General features: G+C 66.7%; 14 protein-coding genes. All 14 read left to right on the top strand.

The window, feature by feature from the left end; genetic code table 11:
* The first annotated feature begins 59 nt into the window (after positions 1-59).
* The 14 genes from AU198_RS02950 to nuoN all read left to right on the top strand — a co-directional run bounded on the left by AU198_RS02950 (position 60) and on the right by nuoN (position 15,611).
* Complete coding sequence (locus AU198_RS02950) at positions 60-434, top strand: NADH-quinone oxidoreductase subunit A (protein ID WP_064345923.1); 375 nt, start codon at positions 60-62, stop codon at positions 432-434.
* Positions 425-979 carry a NuoB/complex I 20 kDa subunit family protein gene (locus AU198_RS02945; protein WP_015305533.1) on the top strand — a complete coding sequence of 185 codons (555 nt, stop codon included), beginning with the start codon at positions 425-427 and terminating at the stop codon, positions 977-979. The genes AU198_RS02950 and AU198_RS02945 overlap by 10 nt, the downstream gene beginning before the upstream one ends.
* Positions 976-1,701: an NADH-quinone oxidoreductase subunit C gene (locus AU198_RS02940; RefSeq protein ID WP_286141426.1), complete on the top strand. Its 726-nt coding sequence runs from the start codon at positions 976-978 to the stop codon at positions 1,699-1,701. The genes AU198_RS02945 and AU198_RS02940 overlap by 4 nt, the downstream gene beginning before the upstream one ends.
* Complete coding sequence (gene nuoD, locus AU198_RS02935) at positions 1,701-3,059, top strand: NADH dehydrogenase (quinone) subunit D (protein ID WP_064345922.1); 1,359 nt, start codon at positions 1,701-1,703, stop codon at positions 3,057-3,059. Before AU198_RS02940 ends, nuoD begins: the two co-directional genes overlap by 1 nt.
* A 93-nt stretch (positions 3,060-3,152) precedes the next feature.
* On the top strand, positions 3,153-4,016 hold the full coding sequence (nuoE, locus tag AU198_RS02930; RefSeq protein ID WP_064345921.1) for an NADH-quinone oxidoreductase subunit NuoE: 864 nt from the start codon (positions 3,153-3,155) through the stop codon (positions 4,014-4,016).
* Positions 4,013-5,329, top strand: a complete 1,317-nt coding sequence (gene nuoF / locus AU198_RS02925; protein WP_064345920.1) for an NADH-quinone oxidoreductase subunit NuoF — start codon at positions 4,013-4,015, stop codon at positions 5,327-5,329. The genes nuoE and nuoF overlap by 4 nt, the downstream gene beginning before the upstream one ends.
* Before the next feature lie 28 nt (positions 5,330-5,357).
* A complete protein-coding gene (locus AU198_RS02920) occupies positions 5,358-7,748 on the top strand; it encodes an NADH-quinone oxidoreductase subunit G (RefSeq protein WP_064345919.1) in 2,391 nt (796 codons plus the stop codon).
* Entirely contained in the window at positions 7,745-8,989 is a 1,245-nt protein-coding gene (gene nuoH, locus AU198_RS02915) for an NADH-quinone oxidoreductase subunit NuoH (RefSeq protein ID WP_064345918.1), read from the top strand. The genes AU198_RS02920 and nuoH overlap by 4 nt, the downstream gene beginning before the upstream one ends.
* Positions 8,982-9,527, top strand: coding sequence for an NADH-quinone oxidoreductase subunit NuoI (gene nuoI / locus AU198_RS02910; protein WP_064345917.1), 546 nt, complete (start codon positions 8,982-8,984; stop codon positions 9,525-9,527). Before nuoH ends, nuoI begins: the two co-directional genes overlap by 8 nt.
* A 20-nt stretch (positions 9,528-9,547) precedes the next feature.
* On the top strand, positions 9,548-10,294 hold the full coding sequence (locus tag AU198_RS02905; protein WP_502689260.1) for an NADH-quinone oxidoreductase subunit J: 747 nt from the start codon (positions 9,548-9,550) through the stop codon (positions 10,292-10,294).
* On the top strand, positions 10,291-10,590 hold the full coding sequence (gene nuoK, locus AU198_RS02900) for an NADH-quinone oxidoreductase subunit NuoK (protein ID WP_064345915.1): 300 nt from the start codon (positions 10,291-10,293) through the stop codon (positions 10,588-10,590). The genes AU198_RS02905 and nuoK overlap by 4 nt, the downstream gene beginning before the upstream one ends.
* 7 nt (positions 10,591-10,597) lie before the next feature.
* The gene (nuoL, locus tag AU198_RS02895) at positions 10,598-12,478 is read left to right on the top strand and encodes an NADH-quinone oxidoreductase subunit L (RefSeq protein WP_064345914.1); all 1,881 of its coding nucleotides are present in this window, start codon (positions 10,598-10,600) and stop codon (positions 12,476-12,478) included.
* A complete protein-coding gene (locus tag AU198_RS02890; RefSeq protein WP_064345913.1) occupies positions 12,472-14,040 on the top strand; it encodes an NADH-quinone oxidoreductase subunit M in 1,569 nt (522 codons plus the stop codon). The genes nuoL and AU198_RS02890 overlap by 7 nt, the downstream gene beginning before the upstream one ends.
* A complete protein-coding gene (gene nuoN / locus AU198_RS02885; RefSeq protein WP_064345912.1) occupies positions 14,037-15,611 on the top strand; it encodes an NADH-quinone oxidoreductase subunit NuoN in 1,575 nt (524 codons plus the stop codon). The genes AU198_RS02890 and nuoN overlap by 4 nt, the downstream gene beginning before the upstream one ends.
* The last annotated feature ends 30 nt before the right edge of the window (positions 15,612-15,641 follow it).

The raw sequence follows: 15,641 nt of genomic DNA, 5'->3' as shown, positions 1-15,641 counted from the left end.
GGGCGCTAGGGTGTGGGTAAGCTCACATCGAACAGCCCACGAGGGAGCGTTTGCTCGGTATGGATTTGTACACGCCAATCCTGGTGCTTGGCGCTATTGCGGCTGCGTTCGCGGTCGGCTCGGTTGCCATTGCTCTGCTGGTCGGCCCGCGTCGCTACAACCGGGCCAAGCTCGAGGCCTACGAATGCGGCATCGAGCCGGTGCCGCACGGAGGTGCGTCCGGTCAGCCGACCGGCCAGCGGTTTCCGATCAAGTACTACTTGACCGCGATGTTGTTCATCATCTTCGACATCGAGATCGTCTTCCTGTACCCGTGGGCCGTCGCGTTCGACAGTCTGGGGCTGTTTGCCCTGGTAGAGATGCTGCTGTTCATGGCCGCGGTGTTCGTGGCCTACGCCTACGTATGGCGACGGGGAGGTCTGGCATGGGACTAGAGGAGAAGCTGCCGGGCGGGATCCTACTGTCGACCGTCGAGAAGGTGGCGGGTTACATCCGCAAGGGCTCGTTGTGGCCTGCGACGTTCGGGTTGGCCTGCTGCGCGATCGAGATGATGGCCACGGCCGGCCCGCGATTCGACATCTCCCGGTTCGGCATGGAGCGGTTCTCGGCCACGCCCCGCCAGGCCGACCTGATGATCGTGGCGGGGCGGGTCAGCCAGAAGATGGCACCGGTGCTGCGCCAGATCTACGACCAGATGGCCGAGCCGAAGTGGGTTTTGGCGATGGGGGTGTGCGCATCCTCGGGCGGCATGTTCAACAACTACGCGATCGTCCAGGGGGTCGATCACGTCGTCCCGGTGGACATCTACCTGCCCGGTTGCCCACCGCGCCCGGAGATGCTGCTGCACGCGATCTTGAAGCTGCACGACAAGATCCAGGAGATGCCGCTCGGCGTGCACCGGGAAGAGGCGATCCGCGAGGCCGAGCAGGCCGCGCTGGCCGTCACCCCGACCATCGAGCTCAAAGGGCTGCTGCGATGACCAGCGACTCGGGGGAAGAGCAGTCGAAGATGGGCGCGACGAACGGCAACGGCACCGGCGCGGGCGCACCGAAGATCATCGGCGTGCGCCGGGGGATGTTCGGGGCCAAGGGGTCGGGCGACACCTCCGGCTACGGGCGCCTGGTGCGACCCGTGGCGCTGCCCGGCAGCTCCCCGCGTCCGTACGGCCGCTATTTCGACGAGGTCGTCGATCGCCTCGCCGAGGTGCTCGGCGACGACGGTTATGCGGCATCGATCGAGCGCGTCGTGGTCTACCGCGACGAGCTGACCCTCGAGGTGCAGCGTGACCAGCTGCCTGTCGTGGCCCGCACGCTACGAGACGATCCGCAGTTGCGTTTCGAGTTGTGTCTCGGGGTGAGTGGGGTGCACTACCCCGACAAAGTCGGGCGAGAACTGCACGCGGTGTATCCGCTGATGTCCATCACCCACAACCGGCGGATCCTGATCGAGGTCGCCGCACCGGACGCCGACCCGCACATCCCGTCGCTGTTCGAGGTCTATCCCACCACCGACTGGCACGAACGCGAGACCTACGACTTCTTCGGCATCATCTTCGACGGGCATCCCGCCCTGACCCGGATCGAGATGCCCGACGACTGGGTCGGGCACCCGCAGCGCAAGGACTACCCGTTGGGCGGCATCCCGGTGGAATACCACGGCGCCGAGATTCCTCCGCCCGATCAACGGAGGGCCTACAGCTGATGAGCATTTCGCACGTCCCGCCCACGCCGGGCGGCGCTTCGTCCTCGGGCGCGTCGGACAACGAGACGGTAGTCGTTGTCGGCGGCCAGGATTGGGACCAAGTGGTCAAGGCCGCCAAGGACGCGGCCGCCGCGCACGCAGGTGAACGCATCGTCGTGAACATGGGGCCGCAGCACCCATCGACTCACGGTGTGCTTCGCCTGGTCCTCGAGATCGAGGGTGAGACGGTCATCTCCGCTCGCTGCGGAATCGGCTACCTGCACACCGGGATCGAGAAGAACCTCGAGTTCCGCAACTGGACGCAGGGCGTCACGTTCGTCACGCGGATGGACTATCTGTCGCCGTTCTTCAACGAGACCGCCTACTGCCTGGGTGTCGAGAAGCTGCTGGGTGTCACCGACGCGATCCCCGAGCGCGCCAGCGTCATTCGCGTGATGATGATGGAACTGAACCGGATCTCCTCGCATCTTGTCGCGCTGGCGACCGGCGGGATGGAACTGGGCGCGATGAGCGCGATGTTCTACGGATTCCGTGAGCGCGAGCAGATCCTGTCGGTGTTCGAGACCGTGACGGGCCTGCGGATGAACAGCGCCTACGTCCGTCCGGGCGGGGTGGCGATGGACCTGCCCGACGAGGCCATCCCGCAGATCCGTGAGGTGCTCGACCTGATGCCCAAGCGGCTCAAGGACCTCGAGGACCTGCTCAACGAGAACTACATCTGGAAGGCCCGCACGGTCGGCGTCGGTTATCTCGATCTGACCGGGTGCATGGCGCTCGGGATCACCGGGCCCTGCCTGCGATCCACCGGGCTGCCGCACGACCTGCGCAAGGCCCAGCCGTATTGCGGCTACGAGACATACGACTTCGACGTGATCACCGATGAGGGCTGCGACTCCTACGGCCGGTATCTGATCCGGGTCAAGGAGATGCACGAATCGCTGAAAATCGTCGAGCAGTGCCTGGATCGCCTTCGGCCCGGACCCGTGATGATCGAGGACAAGAAACTGGGTTGGCCGGCCGACCTGAAGGTCGGCCCGGACGGGCTCGGCAACTCCCCCGAGCACATCGCCAGGATCATGGGTCACTCGATGGAGGGGCTGATCCACCACTTCAAACTCGTCACGGAGGGAATCCGGGTGCCCGCCGGGCAGGTCTACGTCGCGATCGAGTCCCCCCGAGGCGAACTCGGCGTACACATGGTGTCCGACGGCGGCACCCGCCCCTACCGCGTGCATTACCGGGATCCGTCGTTCAACAACCTGCAGGCCGTCGCCGCGATGTGTGAAGGCGGCATGGTCGCCGATCTGATCACTGCGGTGGCGTCGATCGACCCGGTGATGGGAGGCGTGGACCGATGAGCGCTTGCGCGACGAGGACGAGGGCACCGATGAGCGCTTGCGCGAAGAGGCGAGGGCACCGATGAGCGCTTGCGCGAAGAGGCGAGGGCACCGATGAGCGTATTCCTCGAGCTCGGTCAGCGACCCGAGGAACCCGGCCCGCCGATCAACGGGCCGGCGTCGTATTCGGACGACGTCGTGGCGCGGCTCAGCGCCGACGCCGAGCGGATCATCTCGCGCTACCCGCAATCGCGTTCGGCGTTGCTGCCGTTGCTGCACCTCGTGCAGTCAGAGGACGGATGCCTGACCCCCGCCGGTATCACGTTCTGCGCCAAGCAGTTGGGGTTGACCGACGCGGAGGTCACGGCGGTGGCGACGTTCTACTCGATGTACCGGCGAACCCCGACCGGCGAGTACCTCGTCGGGGTGTGCACCAACACGCTGTGCGCGGTGATGGGCGGCGACGCGATTCTCGAAGCGCTGCAGGAACATCTGGGTGTGCACGCCGGCGAGACGACGCCGGACGGACGCATCACCCTCGAGCATGTCGAGTGCAACGCCGCGTGTGATTACGCACCGGTGGTGATGGTCAACTGGGAGTTCTTCGACACCCAGACGACGTCGTCGGCGCGCGACCTGGTCGACGCGCTACGCGACGGTGACCCTCCCGAACCGACGCGGGGTACGCCGCTGTGCACGTTCCGCGAGACCGCGCGCACACTGGCGGGCCTGCCGGACCCGCGCTCGGGTGGCAACAAGGTCGGCGAGGCCACGCTGGCGGGCCTACGGGTGGCGCGCGAACGCGGTATGCAGGCGCCCGACGCCGACGCCCCGGCCGCTTCCACCGAGACGCTCGACGACGAAACGGCGGGTGTCGAGGCCACCAAGAACGCGTCCGCACCTGGCCCCTCGGCAACCATCCCGCCGAAGTCGAACACCGTCGAAACCGATCCAGACACAACGGATTCACGCGCATGACAGATCTGACACCCGTGTTCAGCCGGTTCTGGGACGAGCCCGAACCATGGTCGATGGACACCTACCGTCGTCACGGCGGCTACCGCGCCCTCGAGAAGGCGCTGGCGATGGAGCCGGACGAGGTCATCAACCTGGTGAAGGAGTCCGGTCTGCGGGGTCGCGGCGGCGCGGGCTTCCCCACCGGCACGAAGTGGTCGTTCATCCCGCAGAGCGACACCGGCGCCGGAGCCAAGCCGCACTACCTGGTGGTCAACGCCGACGAGTCGGAACCCGGTACGTGTAAAGACATTCCGTTGATGTTGACGACCCCGCACTTCCTCATCGAAGGGGCGATTATCGCGGCCTACGCGATCCGGGCGCATCACGCCTTCATCTACCTGCGCGGTGAGGTGGTGCCGGTGCTGCGCAGGCTGCACGCCGCGGTCGCCGAAGCGCACGAGGCCGGTTTCCTCGGCAACGACATTCAAGGGTCGGGCTTCGACCTGGAACTGATCGTGCACGCGGGGGCGGGCGCCTACATCTGCGGTGAGGAGACCGCGCTGCTGGACTCGCTCGAAGGCCGTCGCGGACAACCGAGGTTGCGGCCGCCATTCCCCGCCGTCGCGGGGCTTTACGCCTGCCCGACGGTGGTCAACAACGTCGAGTCCATCGCCAGCGTCCCGCCCATCCTGCTCAACGGCATCGACTGGTTCCGGTCGATGGGCTCGGAGAAGTCGCCGGGCTTCACGCTGTATTCGCTGTCGGGTCACGTCACCAACCCCGGACAGTACGAGGCGCCGCTGGGCATCACGCTGCGCGAGTTGCTGGAGTATGCGGGCGGAGTCCGCGCCGGGCACCAGTTGAAGTTCTGGACACCCGGCGGGTCCTCCACTCCCCTGCTGACCGACGAACACCTCGACGTACCACTGGATTACGAGGGGATGGCCGGTGTGGGCACCATGCTCGGCACCAAGGCGCTGCAGATCTTCGACGAGACCACGTGTGTCGTGCGCGCGGTGCGCCGCTGGACCGACTTCTACGCCCACGAGTCGTGCGGCAAGTGCACACCGTGCCGCGAGGGCACCTACTGGCTGGCGCAGATCTACGAACGTCTCGAGACGGGCGCGGGCACGGAGGCCGACATCGACAAACTGCTCGACATCTCCGACAACATCTTCGGAAAGGCGTTCTGCGCGTTGGGGGACGGTGCGGCCGCCCCGATCATGTCGTCGATCAAGTTCTTCCGCGACGAGTACATCGCCCACCTCGACGGCGGGTGCCCGTTCGATCCGCACGCGTCCACGCTGATGGCGATGGAAGAGGTGGGCGTGTGATGGGGTGGCGAGCTAGGGGGATGATCCGATGACGCAGACGGCCGACACCGGGGCGGACACCGGCGTGGAGATGGTCCAGTTGTCCATCGACGGCGTCGATGTCAGTGTTCCGAAGGGCACGTTGGTGATTCGGGCCGCCGAACTGATCGGCATCCAGATCCCGCGGTTCTGCGATCATCCGCTGCTCGACCCGGTCGGGGCCTGCCGACAGTGCCTGGTCGAGGTCGAGGGTCAGCGCAAGCCGATGGCGTCGTGCACGACGACGTGCACCCCGGACATGGTGGTGCGCACGCAGTACACCTCGGCGGAGGCGGACAAGGCGCAGCAGGGCATCATGGAGTTCCTGCTGATCAACCATCCGCTGGACTGCCCGGTGTGCGACAAGGGCGGCGAGTGCCCGCTGCAGAACCAGGCGATGTCCAACGGCCGCGCCGAAACTCGCTTCGAAGACGTCAAGCGCACCTTCCCGAAGCCGATCAACATCTCCTCGCAAGTGCTGCTGGACCGCGAACGCTGTGTGCTGTGCGCGCGCTGCACCCGGTTCTCCGAGCAGATCGCCGGCGATCCGTTCATCGATCTGCTCGAGCGCGGTGCGCTGCAACAGGTCGGCATCGCGACCGGTGAACCGTTCGAGTCGTACTTCTCGGGAAACACCGTTCAGATCTGTCCGGTCGGCGCGCTAACCGGGGCGGCCTACCGCTTCCGGGCCCGGCCGTTCGATCTGGTGTCGAGTCCCAGCGTGTGCGAGCACTGCGCATCGGGATGCGCCCAGCGCACCGATCATCGGCGCGGAAAGGTCATGCGGCGCTTGGCCGGTGACGAACCTCAGGTCAACGAGGAGTGGAACTGCGACAAGGGTCGCTGGGCGTTCACCTACACCACGCAGGGCGACCGCATCACCACCCCGCTGATTCGCGACGAGGACGGCAAGTTGCGACCGACCTCGTGGTCAGAGGCCCTCGTGGTGGCAGGCAACGGGCTGGCGGCCGCGGCCGGAAGCGCGGGCGTGCTGGTGGGCGGCCGGATGACCGTCGAGGACGCCTACGCCTATTCCAAGTTCGCCCGGATCGTGCTCGACACCAACGACATCGACTTCCGGGCCCGGTCGCATAGCGCCGAGGAGGCCGAGTTCCTCGCCGCCCGTGTCGCGGGGCAGCCGATGACGGTGACCTACGCCGACCTGGAGAATGCGCCGGCGGTCCTGCTGGCCGGGTTCGAGCCGGAGGAGGAATCACCGATCGTGTTCCTGCGGCTGCGCAAGGCGGTGCGCAAGAAGGGGTTGCAGGTCGTCTCCGTCGCCCCCTTCGCCAGCCGCGCTTTGGTCAAGCTGCGCGGCCGCCTGGTCACCGCGGCCCCGGGGGACGAGGCCGGGGCCCTCGACGGGCTGGTCGACGACCCGCAGCTGCGGCTGCCGGGCGCGCTCATCATGATCGGTGAGCGTCTGGCCACATCGCCCGGAGCCCTCTCTGCGGCAAGCAGATTGGCCGAGGTGACGGGTGCCCGGCTGGCCTGGGTGCCGAGACGGGCGGGCGAACGAGGCGCGGCTGAGGCCGGTGCCTTGCCGAACCTGCTGCCCGGTGGCCGGCCGATCGCCGACAGCGCGGCCGTCGAGCAGACCGCGGCGGCATGGCACGTCAGCGCGCTGCCCACCGTGCCGGGCCGCGACACCACCGCGATTCTGGAGGCGGCGCGCAGCGGCGAACTGGGCGCCCTGCTCGTCGGCGGCGTCGAGGTCGACGACCTCCCCGATCCCGAAGCGGCGCTGGCCGCGATCGAGTCCACGCCGTTCGTCGTCAGCCTCGAGCTGCGGGAGAGCGCGGTCACGGCGGTCGCCGATGTCGTCTTCCCCATCGCGCCCGTGGTGGAGAAGGCCGGCTCGTTCCTGAACTGGGAGGGCCGACTTCGTCCGTTCCAGCCGTCACTGAAGACCAACGCCATCCCCGATCTGCGCGTCTTGAACTTCCTGGCCGACGAAATCGGCGTCGCATTGAACCTGCCGACCGCGGCGGCCGCCGGGGACGAGATGTCGCGCCTGGGCATGTGGGCGGGCCGACGTCCCGAGGCACCGAACGTCCCTGCGCCGAAGCGGACGCCGCCGGCCGAGGGACAAGCGGTGCTCGCGGGGTGGCGGATGCTGCTCGACGAGGGCCGGCTACAGGACGGCGAACCGCATCTGGCGGGCACCGCCCGGGTGCCGGTGGCGCGGCTCTCCGCCGCTACCGCAGCCGAAATCGGAGCTGCGGAGGGCGATCTGGTCACCGCGAGGACACCGCGTGGGACGATCACGCTGCCGTTGGCCATCACCGAGATGGACGACCGCGTGATCTGGCTTCCTCTGAATTCGGCGGGTTCGGCGGTGCACCGAAACCTCGGGGTGTCCACCGGTGACGTCGTGTCGATCGGACGGGCCGAACCGTGATCCATCCCGATCCCACCCTGTTCGGTCACGACCCGTGGTGGCTGATCCTGGCCAAGTCGCTCGCGATATTCGCGTTCCTGATGCTGTCGGTCCTCTCCGCGATCCTGATCGAGCGCAAACTGCTGGGCCGCATGCAGATGCGGTTCGGGCCCAACCGCGTCGGCCCCAAGGGACTTCTGCAGTCGCTGGTGGACGGTGTCAAGCTCGCGCTCAAGGAGGGTCTGGTTCCCGCCGGCGTCGACAAGTTCGTCTACCTTGCGGCACCGGTGATCTCCGCGGTGCCCGCCTTCATCGCGTTCGCCGTCATCCCGATGGGCGGCGAGGTTTCGATCTTCGGACACCGCACCGCGTTGCAGCTGACGGACATGCCCGTCGCGGTGCTGTACATCCTGGCGGCGACCTCCATCGGTGTGTACGGGATCGTGCTGGCCGGATGGGCTTCGGGGTCGACGTATCCGCTGCTGGGCGGGATTCGGTCGAGCGCGCAGGTGATTTCGTACGAGATCGCGATGGCGCTGTCGTTCGTGGCGGTCTTCATCTACGCGGGCTCGATGTCGACCTCCGGCATCGTGGCCGCACAGTACGGCACGTGGTTCATCTTCCTGCTGCTGCCGTCGTTCCTCGTCTACGTCATCTCGATGGTGGGCGAAACCAACCGCGCGCCTTTCGATCTGCCCGAGGCCGAGGGTGAGCTCGTCGGCGGGTTCCACACCGAGTACTCCTCGATCAAGTTCGCGATGTTCATGCTCGCCGAGTACGTCAACATGACCACGGTCTCCGCGCTGGCCACCACGATGTTCCTGGGTGGCTGGCATGCACCGTGGCCCATCAACATGTGGGATGGCGCGAACACCGGTTGGTGGCCCCTGCTGTGGTTCGTGGCCAAGGTGTGGGGCTTCATGTTCCTGTTCTTCTGGCTGCGCGCCACACTGCCGCGCATGCGCTACGACCAGTTCATGGCGCTGGGATGGAAGGTGCTCATCCCGTTCTCGTTGGCGTGGATCATGATCGTCGCCACGGCGCGCGCGCTCCGCAACGAGGGTTTCAGCCAGGTGACGACGACGCTGGCCTCGCTCGGCGCCATCGCGACACTGCTGGTCGCCGTGGCGTTGTGGCGGGCGGTGCGCCGACGCAACGTTCGCGCCATCCCGCGGCAGAAGCTGGATCCGGAGATCTTCCCCACCCCACCCCTGCCGAGCAGCACGGGCCAGACCGCAACCAAGGAGCCAGCCGATGCCTAAGTTCCTCGACGCGCTGAAGGGTTTCGGGGTCACCTTCGGCACCATGTTCAAGAAACCCATCACCGAGGAGTATCCGGAGAAGCCGGGGCCCGTCGCCAAGCGCTACCACGGCCGGCACCAACTGAACCGCTACCCCGACGGTCTGGAGAAGTGCATCGGCTGCGAACTGTGCGCTTGGGCCTGCCCCGCCGACGCCATCTATGTCGAGGGCGCCGACAACACCGAGGACGAACGGTATTCCCCCGGTGAGCGATACGGACGCGTCTACCAGATCAACTACCTGCGCTGCATCGGTTGCGGTCTGTGCATCGAGGCCTGCCCCACCCGGGCGTTGACGATGACCAACGAATACGAGATGGCCGACGACAACCGCGCCGACCTGATCTGGGGTAAGGACAAACTGTTGGCGCCGTTGCGGTCCGGCATGCTGCCGCCACCGCATCCGATGGCGCCGGGCACCACCGATGACGACTACTACCTGGGCAACATCGGGCCCGCCGAGCAAGAGACCCAGAAGGTCGCCGAGGACGTGCGATGAGGCTCGACCTGCTCGCGGCCATGGCCGCCGACAACCCCGGGCAGACCACGACCACCGAGGCCGTGCTGTTCTGGGTGTTGGGGATCGTGGCGGTACTCGGCGCGCTCGGGGTGATCGCCGCACCGAAAGCGGTGTACTCGGCGATGTTTCTGGCCACCACGATGATCGTGCTGGCCGTGTTCTACATCGCCCAGGGCGCACTGTTCCTCGGAGTCGTCCAGGTGGTGGTCTACACCGGCGCCGTCATGATGATTTTTCTGTTCGTGCTGATGCTCATCGGTGTCGACTCGTCGGACTCACTAGTGGAAACGATTCGCGGACAACGGGTTGCCGCTGTCGTTGTCGGTGTCGGCTTCGGCCTGCTGCTCATCGCGGGCATTGGCAACGTCTCCGTGGGCGGTTTCACCGGCTTGGCCCAGGCGAATGCGGGTGGCAACGTCGAGGGGTTGGCGGCGCTGATCTTCGTGCGCTACCTGTGGGCGTTCGAGTTGACCAGCGCGTTGCTGATCACCGCCGCACTCGGTGCGATGGTGTTGGCGCACCGGGAACGCTTCGGCCGCCGCAAGACCCAGCGCGAACTCGCCGAGGAACGGTTCAAACCGGGCGGCTATCCGACCACGCTGCCGAATCCCGGTGTCTTCGCGCGCAACAACGCCGTCGACATCGCCGCCCGGCTCCCTGACGGTTCCGGGTCCGACCTGTCCGTCAGCCCCATCCTGCAGAAGCGGACCGTCACCGTGACGAACGGCAGAGGAGGCGGGGAGTGAACCCCGACAACTATCTCTATCTGTCGGCGCTGTTGTTCACGATCGGCGCGGCTGGAGTGCTGTTGCGCCGCAACGCGATCGTGGTGTTCATGTGCGTCGAGCTGATGTTGAACGCGGCCAACCTCGCGTTCGTCTCGTTCTCCCGCATGCACGGCCACCTCGACGGCCAAGTGGTCGCGTTCTTCACCATGGTGGTCGCCGCCTGCGAGGTGGTGGTCGGTCTGGCGATCATCATGAGCATCTTCCGTGCCCGCCAGTCGGCTTCGGTCGACGACGCAAGCCTTCTGAAGAACTAGAGGCGCGATGACGATTCCAGTCTGGTTGACCATCGCGCTGCCGCTGGCCGGCGCGACGATCCTGCTCCTCGGGGGCCGACGGACCGACGCCTGGGGCCACCTGTTGGGCTGCGCCGCGGCCATCGGGGCGTTCGTCGTCGGAGTCGTGCTCTTCGTCGACATGCTGGGCCGCGACGCCGAACACCGCACGATCCACGAGGCATTGTTCTCCTGGGTTCCGGTCGGCGGGCTGCAGGTGGACTTCGGAATGCAACTCGACGCGCTTTCGATGTGTTTCGTGTTGCTGATCACCGGTGTCGGCTCGCTGATCCACATCTACTCGATCGGCTACATGGCCGAAGACCCCGGGCGGCGGCGGTTTTTCGCGTACCTGAACCTGTTCCTTTCGGCGATGCTGCTGCTCGTGCTCGCCGACAACTACCTCGGCCTCTACGTCGGCTGGGAGGGTGTCGGTCTGGCGTCCTACCTGTTGATCGGTTTCTGGGCGCACAAACCGTCGGCCGCGACGGCGGCCAAGAAGGCGTTCGTCGTCAACCGCGTCGGCGACATGGGCCTGGCCATCGCGATGATGGTGATGTTCGCCTACATCGGGTCCATCTCGTATGCGGGTGTCTTCGCCGCCGCGCCGGCCGCCGGCGAGGGCGTGCTGACCGCGATCGGGCTGCTGCTGCTGCTGGCCGCGTGCGGTAAGTCGGCGCAGGTGCCGCTGCAGTCCTGGCTGGGCGACGCGATGGAGGGTCCGACACCGGTGTCGGCGTTGATCCACGCCGCCACCATGGTGACCGCCGGGGTGTACCTGATCGTGCGCTCCGGACCGGTGTTCGATCTCGCGCCCACCGCACAACTGGGTGTCGTCATCGTCGGCGCCGTCACGCTGTTGTTCGGCGCGATCATCGGCTGCGCGAAGGACGACATCAAGAAAGCGCTTGCGGCGTCGACGATGTCGCAGATCGGGTACATGGTGCTGGCCGCCGGACTCGGCCCGGTCGGGTACGCGTTCGCGATCATGCACCTGCTCACCCACGGATTCTTCAAAGCCGGCCTGTTCCTGGGGGCCGGTTCGGTCATGCACGCGATGGACGACGAGGTCGACATGCGCCGCTACGGCGGCCTGCGGAAAGCGCTGCCGATCACGTTCGTCACCTTCGGCCTCGGCTACCTCGCGATCATCGGGGTGCCGCCGCTGGCCGGGTTCTTCTCCAAGGACGGGATCATCGAAGCCGCGCTCGGCGCGGGCGGCGTCAAAGGTCTGATCCTGGGCGGCGTGACGATCCTGGGCGCCGGTATCACCGCGTTCTACATGACCAGGGTGATGTTGATGACGTTCTTCGGCGAGAAGCGTTGGGCCGAACACGTACATCCGCACGAAGCCCCCGCGGTGATGACCTGGCCGATGATCCTTCTGGCCATCGGCTCCGTGGGCTCCGGGGCCGCGTTCGCGATCGGCGGCACACTGAAGCACTGGCTCGAACCGGTCGTCGGTGCGCATGAGGTACACCACGTCGCACCCGTCTGGGTGGTGACGACGGTGATCCTGGCCGTCGTCGCAGTCGGCATCCTCATCGCCTACCGCATGTACGGAACCAAGCCGGTGCCGGCGGAAGTCCCGGACGGTTCGGCGCTCACCGTCGCGGCACGCAGGGATCTGTACGGCGATGCGTTCAACGAGGCGGCGCTGATGCGGCCCGGCCAACTGCTGACCCGCGGTCTGGTCGAGATCGACGAGGAGGCGGTCGACGGCGCGGCCAGCGGGTTGGCCGGACTGGTCAGCCGCCTGTCGACGGGTCTGCGGCGTCTGCAGACGGGTTATGCCCGCTCCTATGCCCTTTCGATGCTCTCCGGTGCGGTTCTGGTGGTCGCGGCGATCCTGGCGGTGCAACTCTGGTGAACAACTTCCCCTGGCTCACGGTGCTGTGGGCGACGCCGACCGTCGGCGCCGCGCTGACGATCCTTCTGCCTGCCGCCCAGCGGGTGCTGGCCAAGTGGTTCGCGTTGGCCGTCTCGATCGCGGTCCTGGCGATCACCGCCGTTGTGGCGGTCGGCTTCCAACCCGGTGGCGAGCGGTACCAGTTCGTCGAATCCCACCGGTGGATCCCGTCATTCGGCACCGGTTACATCCTCGGCGTCGACGGCATCGCGCTGGCGATCATCGTGCTCACCGCGGTACTGGTGCCGCTGCTGATCATCGCGGGCTGGAACGACGCCGACGCCCAGACCGGCCTGCGCGGACGGTCGGTGCAGACCTACTTCGCGTTGACGCTGGCCGTCGAGGGCATGGTCCTCATGTCGCTGATGTCGCTGGACATCCTGCTGTTCTACGTGTTCTTCGAAGCGATGCTGATCCCGATGTACTTCCTCATCGGCGGCTTCGGCGGAAAGAACCGCGGCAAGGCGGCGGTGAAGTTCCTGCTGTACAACCTGTTCGGCGGGCTGATCATGCTGGCCGCGGTGATCGGACTGTACGTGGTGACCGCCACGAGCGACGCTTTCGCCGCGGGCACGTTCGACTTCCGCGAGATCGTCAACGCGGTGTCCAGCGGCGAGTTCGCCGTCGACCCCGCCGTGATGAACCTGCTGTTCCTCGGATTCATGTTCGCGTTCGCCGTCAAGGCGCCGCTGTGGCCGTTCCACCGGTGGCTGCCCGATGCTGCCGTCGAGGCCACCCCGGCCAGTGCGGTGCTGATGATGGCGGTCATGGACAAGGTCGGAACCTTCGGGATGCTGCGGTACTGCCTGCAGTTGTTCCCCGACGCGTCAACGTATTTCCAGCCGCTGGTGGTCACGCTGGCGGTGATCGGCATCGTCTACGGCGCGATCCTGGCCATCGGCCAGACCGACGTGATGCGGTTGATCGCCTATACCTCGATCTCGCACTTCGGCTTCATCATCCTTGGCATCTTCGTGATGACCAGCCAGGGCCAGTCCGGCTCGACGCTCTACATGATCAACCACGGACTGTCGACGGCCGCCCTGTTCCTGATCGCCGGATTCCTGGTGTCGCGCAGGGGCACCCGACTGATCCGGGCGTTCGGTGGCGTGCAGAAGGTGGCGCCGGTCATGGCGGGCACGTTCCTGGTCGCCGGGCTGGCAACGCTGTCGCTGCCCGGCCTGGCGCCGTTCATCAGCGAATTCCTGGTTCTCATCGGCACATTCACGCGTTACCCGGTGCTGGCGGTGTTCGCGGCCACCGCGCTGGTGCTGTCGGCGATCTACATCCTGTGGATGTACCAGCGGATGATGACCGGCGCCGTCACCGAGGGCAACGAGCGGGTGCGCGACCTGGTGCCGCGCGAACTCGTCGTCGTCGCACCGTTGATCGCGCTTCTGGTCGTGCTCGGGGTGTATCCGAAACCCGCTCTCGATGTCATCAATCCCGCGGTCGACCACACCCTGACGACCATCGACCAACCTGATCCCGTACCCAGAGTCGCGGAAGGGCCGAGACCATGACCCTCACCCCGCCGACCGTCGAATACGGTCTGGTCTGCCCGATGCTGATCGTGTTCGGGGTCGCCATCGCGGGGCTCCTCGTGGAGGCTTTCCTGCCGCGGCAGCACCGGTACGCGAGCCAGCTGGTGCTCTGCTTCGGTGGCCTGGCGGCCGCCCTGGTCGCCGTGGTGGTGCTCGCACGTGACCTGCACGGCACCATCGGGCGGTCGGCCGTGATGGGTGCGGTCGTCATCGACACCCCCGCACTGTTCCTGCAGGGCACCATCCTGCTCGTCGGTGTGCTCGGCGTCCTGCTGATCGCCGAGCGGCAGGTCGGTGCGGAGGTCGCCGTCGGTGCCCGGCGAGGCCTGGACGGATTCACCCCGCAGGCGTCGGCCGTGCCCGGCAGCGTCGACGAACAACTGGCCACCAAGGCCGGGGTGATCCAGACCGAGGTCTTCCCGCTGACGATGTTCGCCATCGGTGGGATGCTGCTGTTCCCGGCATCCGACGACCTGCTGACGATGTTCATCGCGCTGGAGATTCTGTCGCTTCCGCTGTACCTGTTGTGCGGTCTGGCTCGAAGGCGTCGCCTGCTGTCCCAAGAGGCCGCGCTGAAATACTTTCTGCTGGGCGCATTCTCGTCGGCGTTCTTCCTCTACGGCGTGGCCATGCTGTACGGATACGCCGGGACGCTGGATCTGGTCGGTATCGCCGAGGCCATCGCCGCCGGGTCGGGCAAGACATCGCTGGCGCTGATCGGTACCGGGCTGGTACTGGTGGGCGTGCTGTTCAAAGTCGGTGCCGTGCCGTTCCACAGCTGGGTCCCCGACGTGTATCAAGGTGCGCCGACCCCGATCACCGCGTTCATGTCGGCGGCGACGAAGATCGCAGCCTTCGGTGCGCTGCTGCGCGTGTTCTACGTGGCGCTGCCCGAACTGCGCGACGACTGGCGGCCGGTGCTGTGGGCGATCGCGATCCTGACGATGGTGGTAGGCACCGTGGCGGCGGTGACCCAGGCCGACGTCAAGCGGATGCTGGCGTATTCGGCGGTTTCGCACACCGGTTTCATCCTCACCGGTGTGATCGCCGCCAATGAGGCGGGGCTCTCCTCGACGCTGTTCTATCTGTTCGCGTACGGCTTCAGCAGCGTGGGGGCGTTCGCCGTGGTCGGCCTCGTGCGTGACGGGGCCGGCGAGGAGGACACCGCAATGGCCCGGTGGGCCGGGCTCGGGCGGCGTTACCCCATTGTGGGCGTGGTGTTTTCGCTGTTTCTCCTCGCGTTCGCCGGAATCCCGCTGACCAGTGGCTTCGTGGCGAAGTTCGCGGTCTTCAAGGCCGCCGGCGAGGGCGGGGCGATGCCGTTGGTGGTGGTCGGCGTCCTCGCAAGCGCGATCGCCGCGTACTTCTACGTGCGGGTGATCGTGTTGATGTTCTTCACCGATCCGCCCGAGAACGCCCCGACGGTGGTGGTGCCGAGCGTGCTCAGCACGACGGTCGTGACGGTCACCGCGGCGGTGACGTTCGCACTGGGCGCGCTGCCGCAACCGCTTCTGGATCTGGCCAACAACGCCGACCAGTTCCTGCGTTAGGTTGCCCGGGCCGCCTTTCCTGCTCGGCGG

Origin of the sequence: Mycobacterium sp. GA-1199 (genome assembly GCF_001500045.1) — a bacterium.
GTDB lineage: Bacteria > Actinomycetota > Actinomycetes > Mycobacteriales > Mycobacteriaceae > Mycobacterium.
The sequence above is the reverse complement of the archived record's forward strand: the minus strand, read 5'-3'. Positions and strand labels throughout refer to the sequence as shown.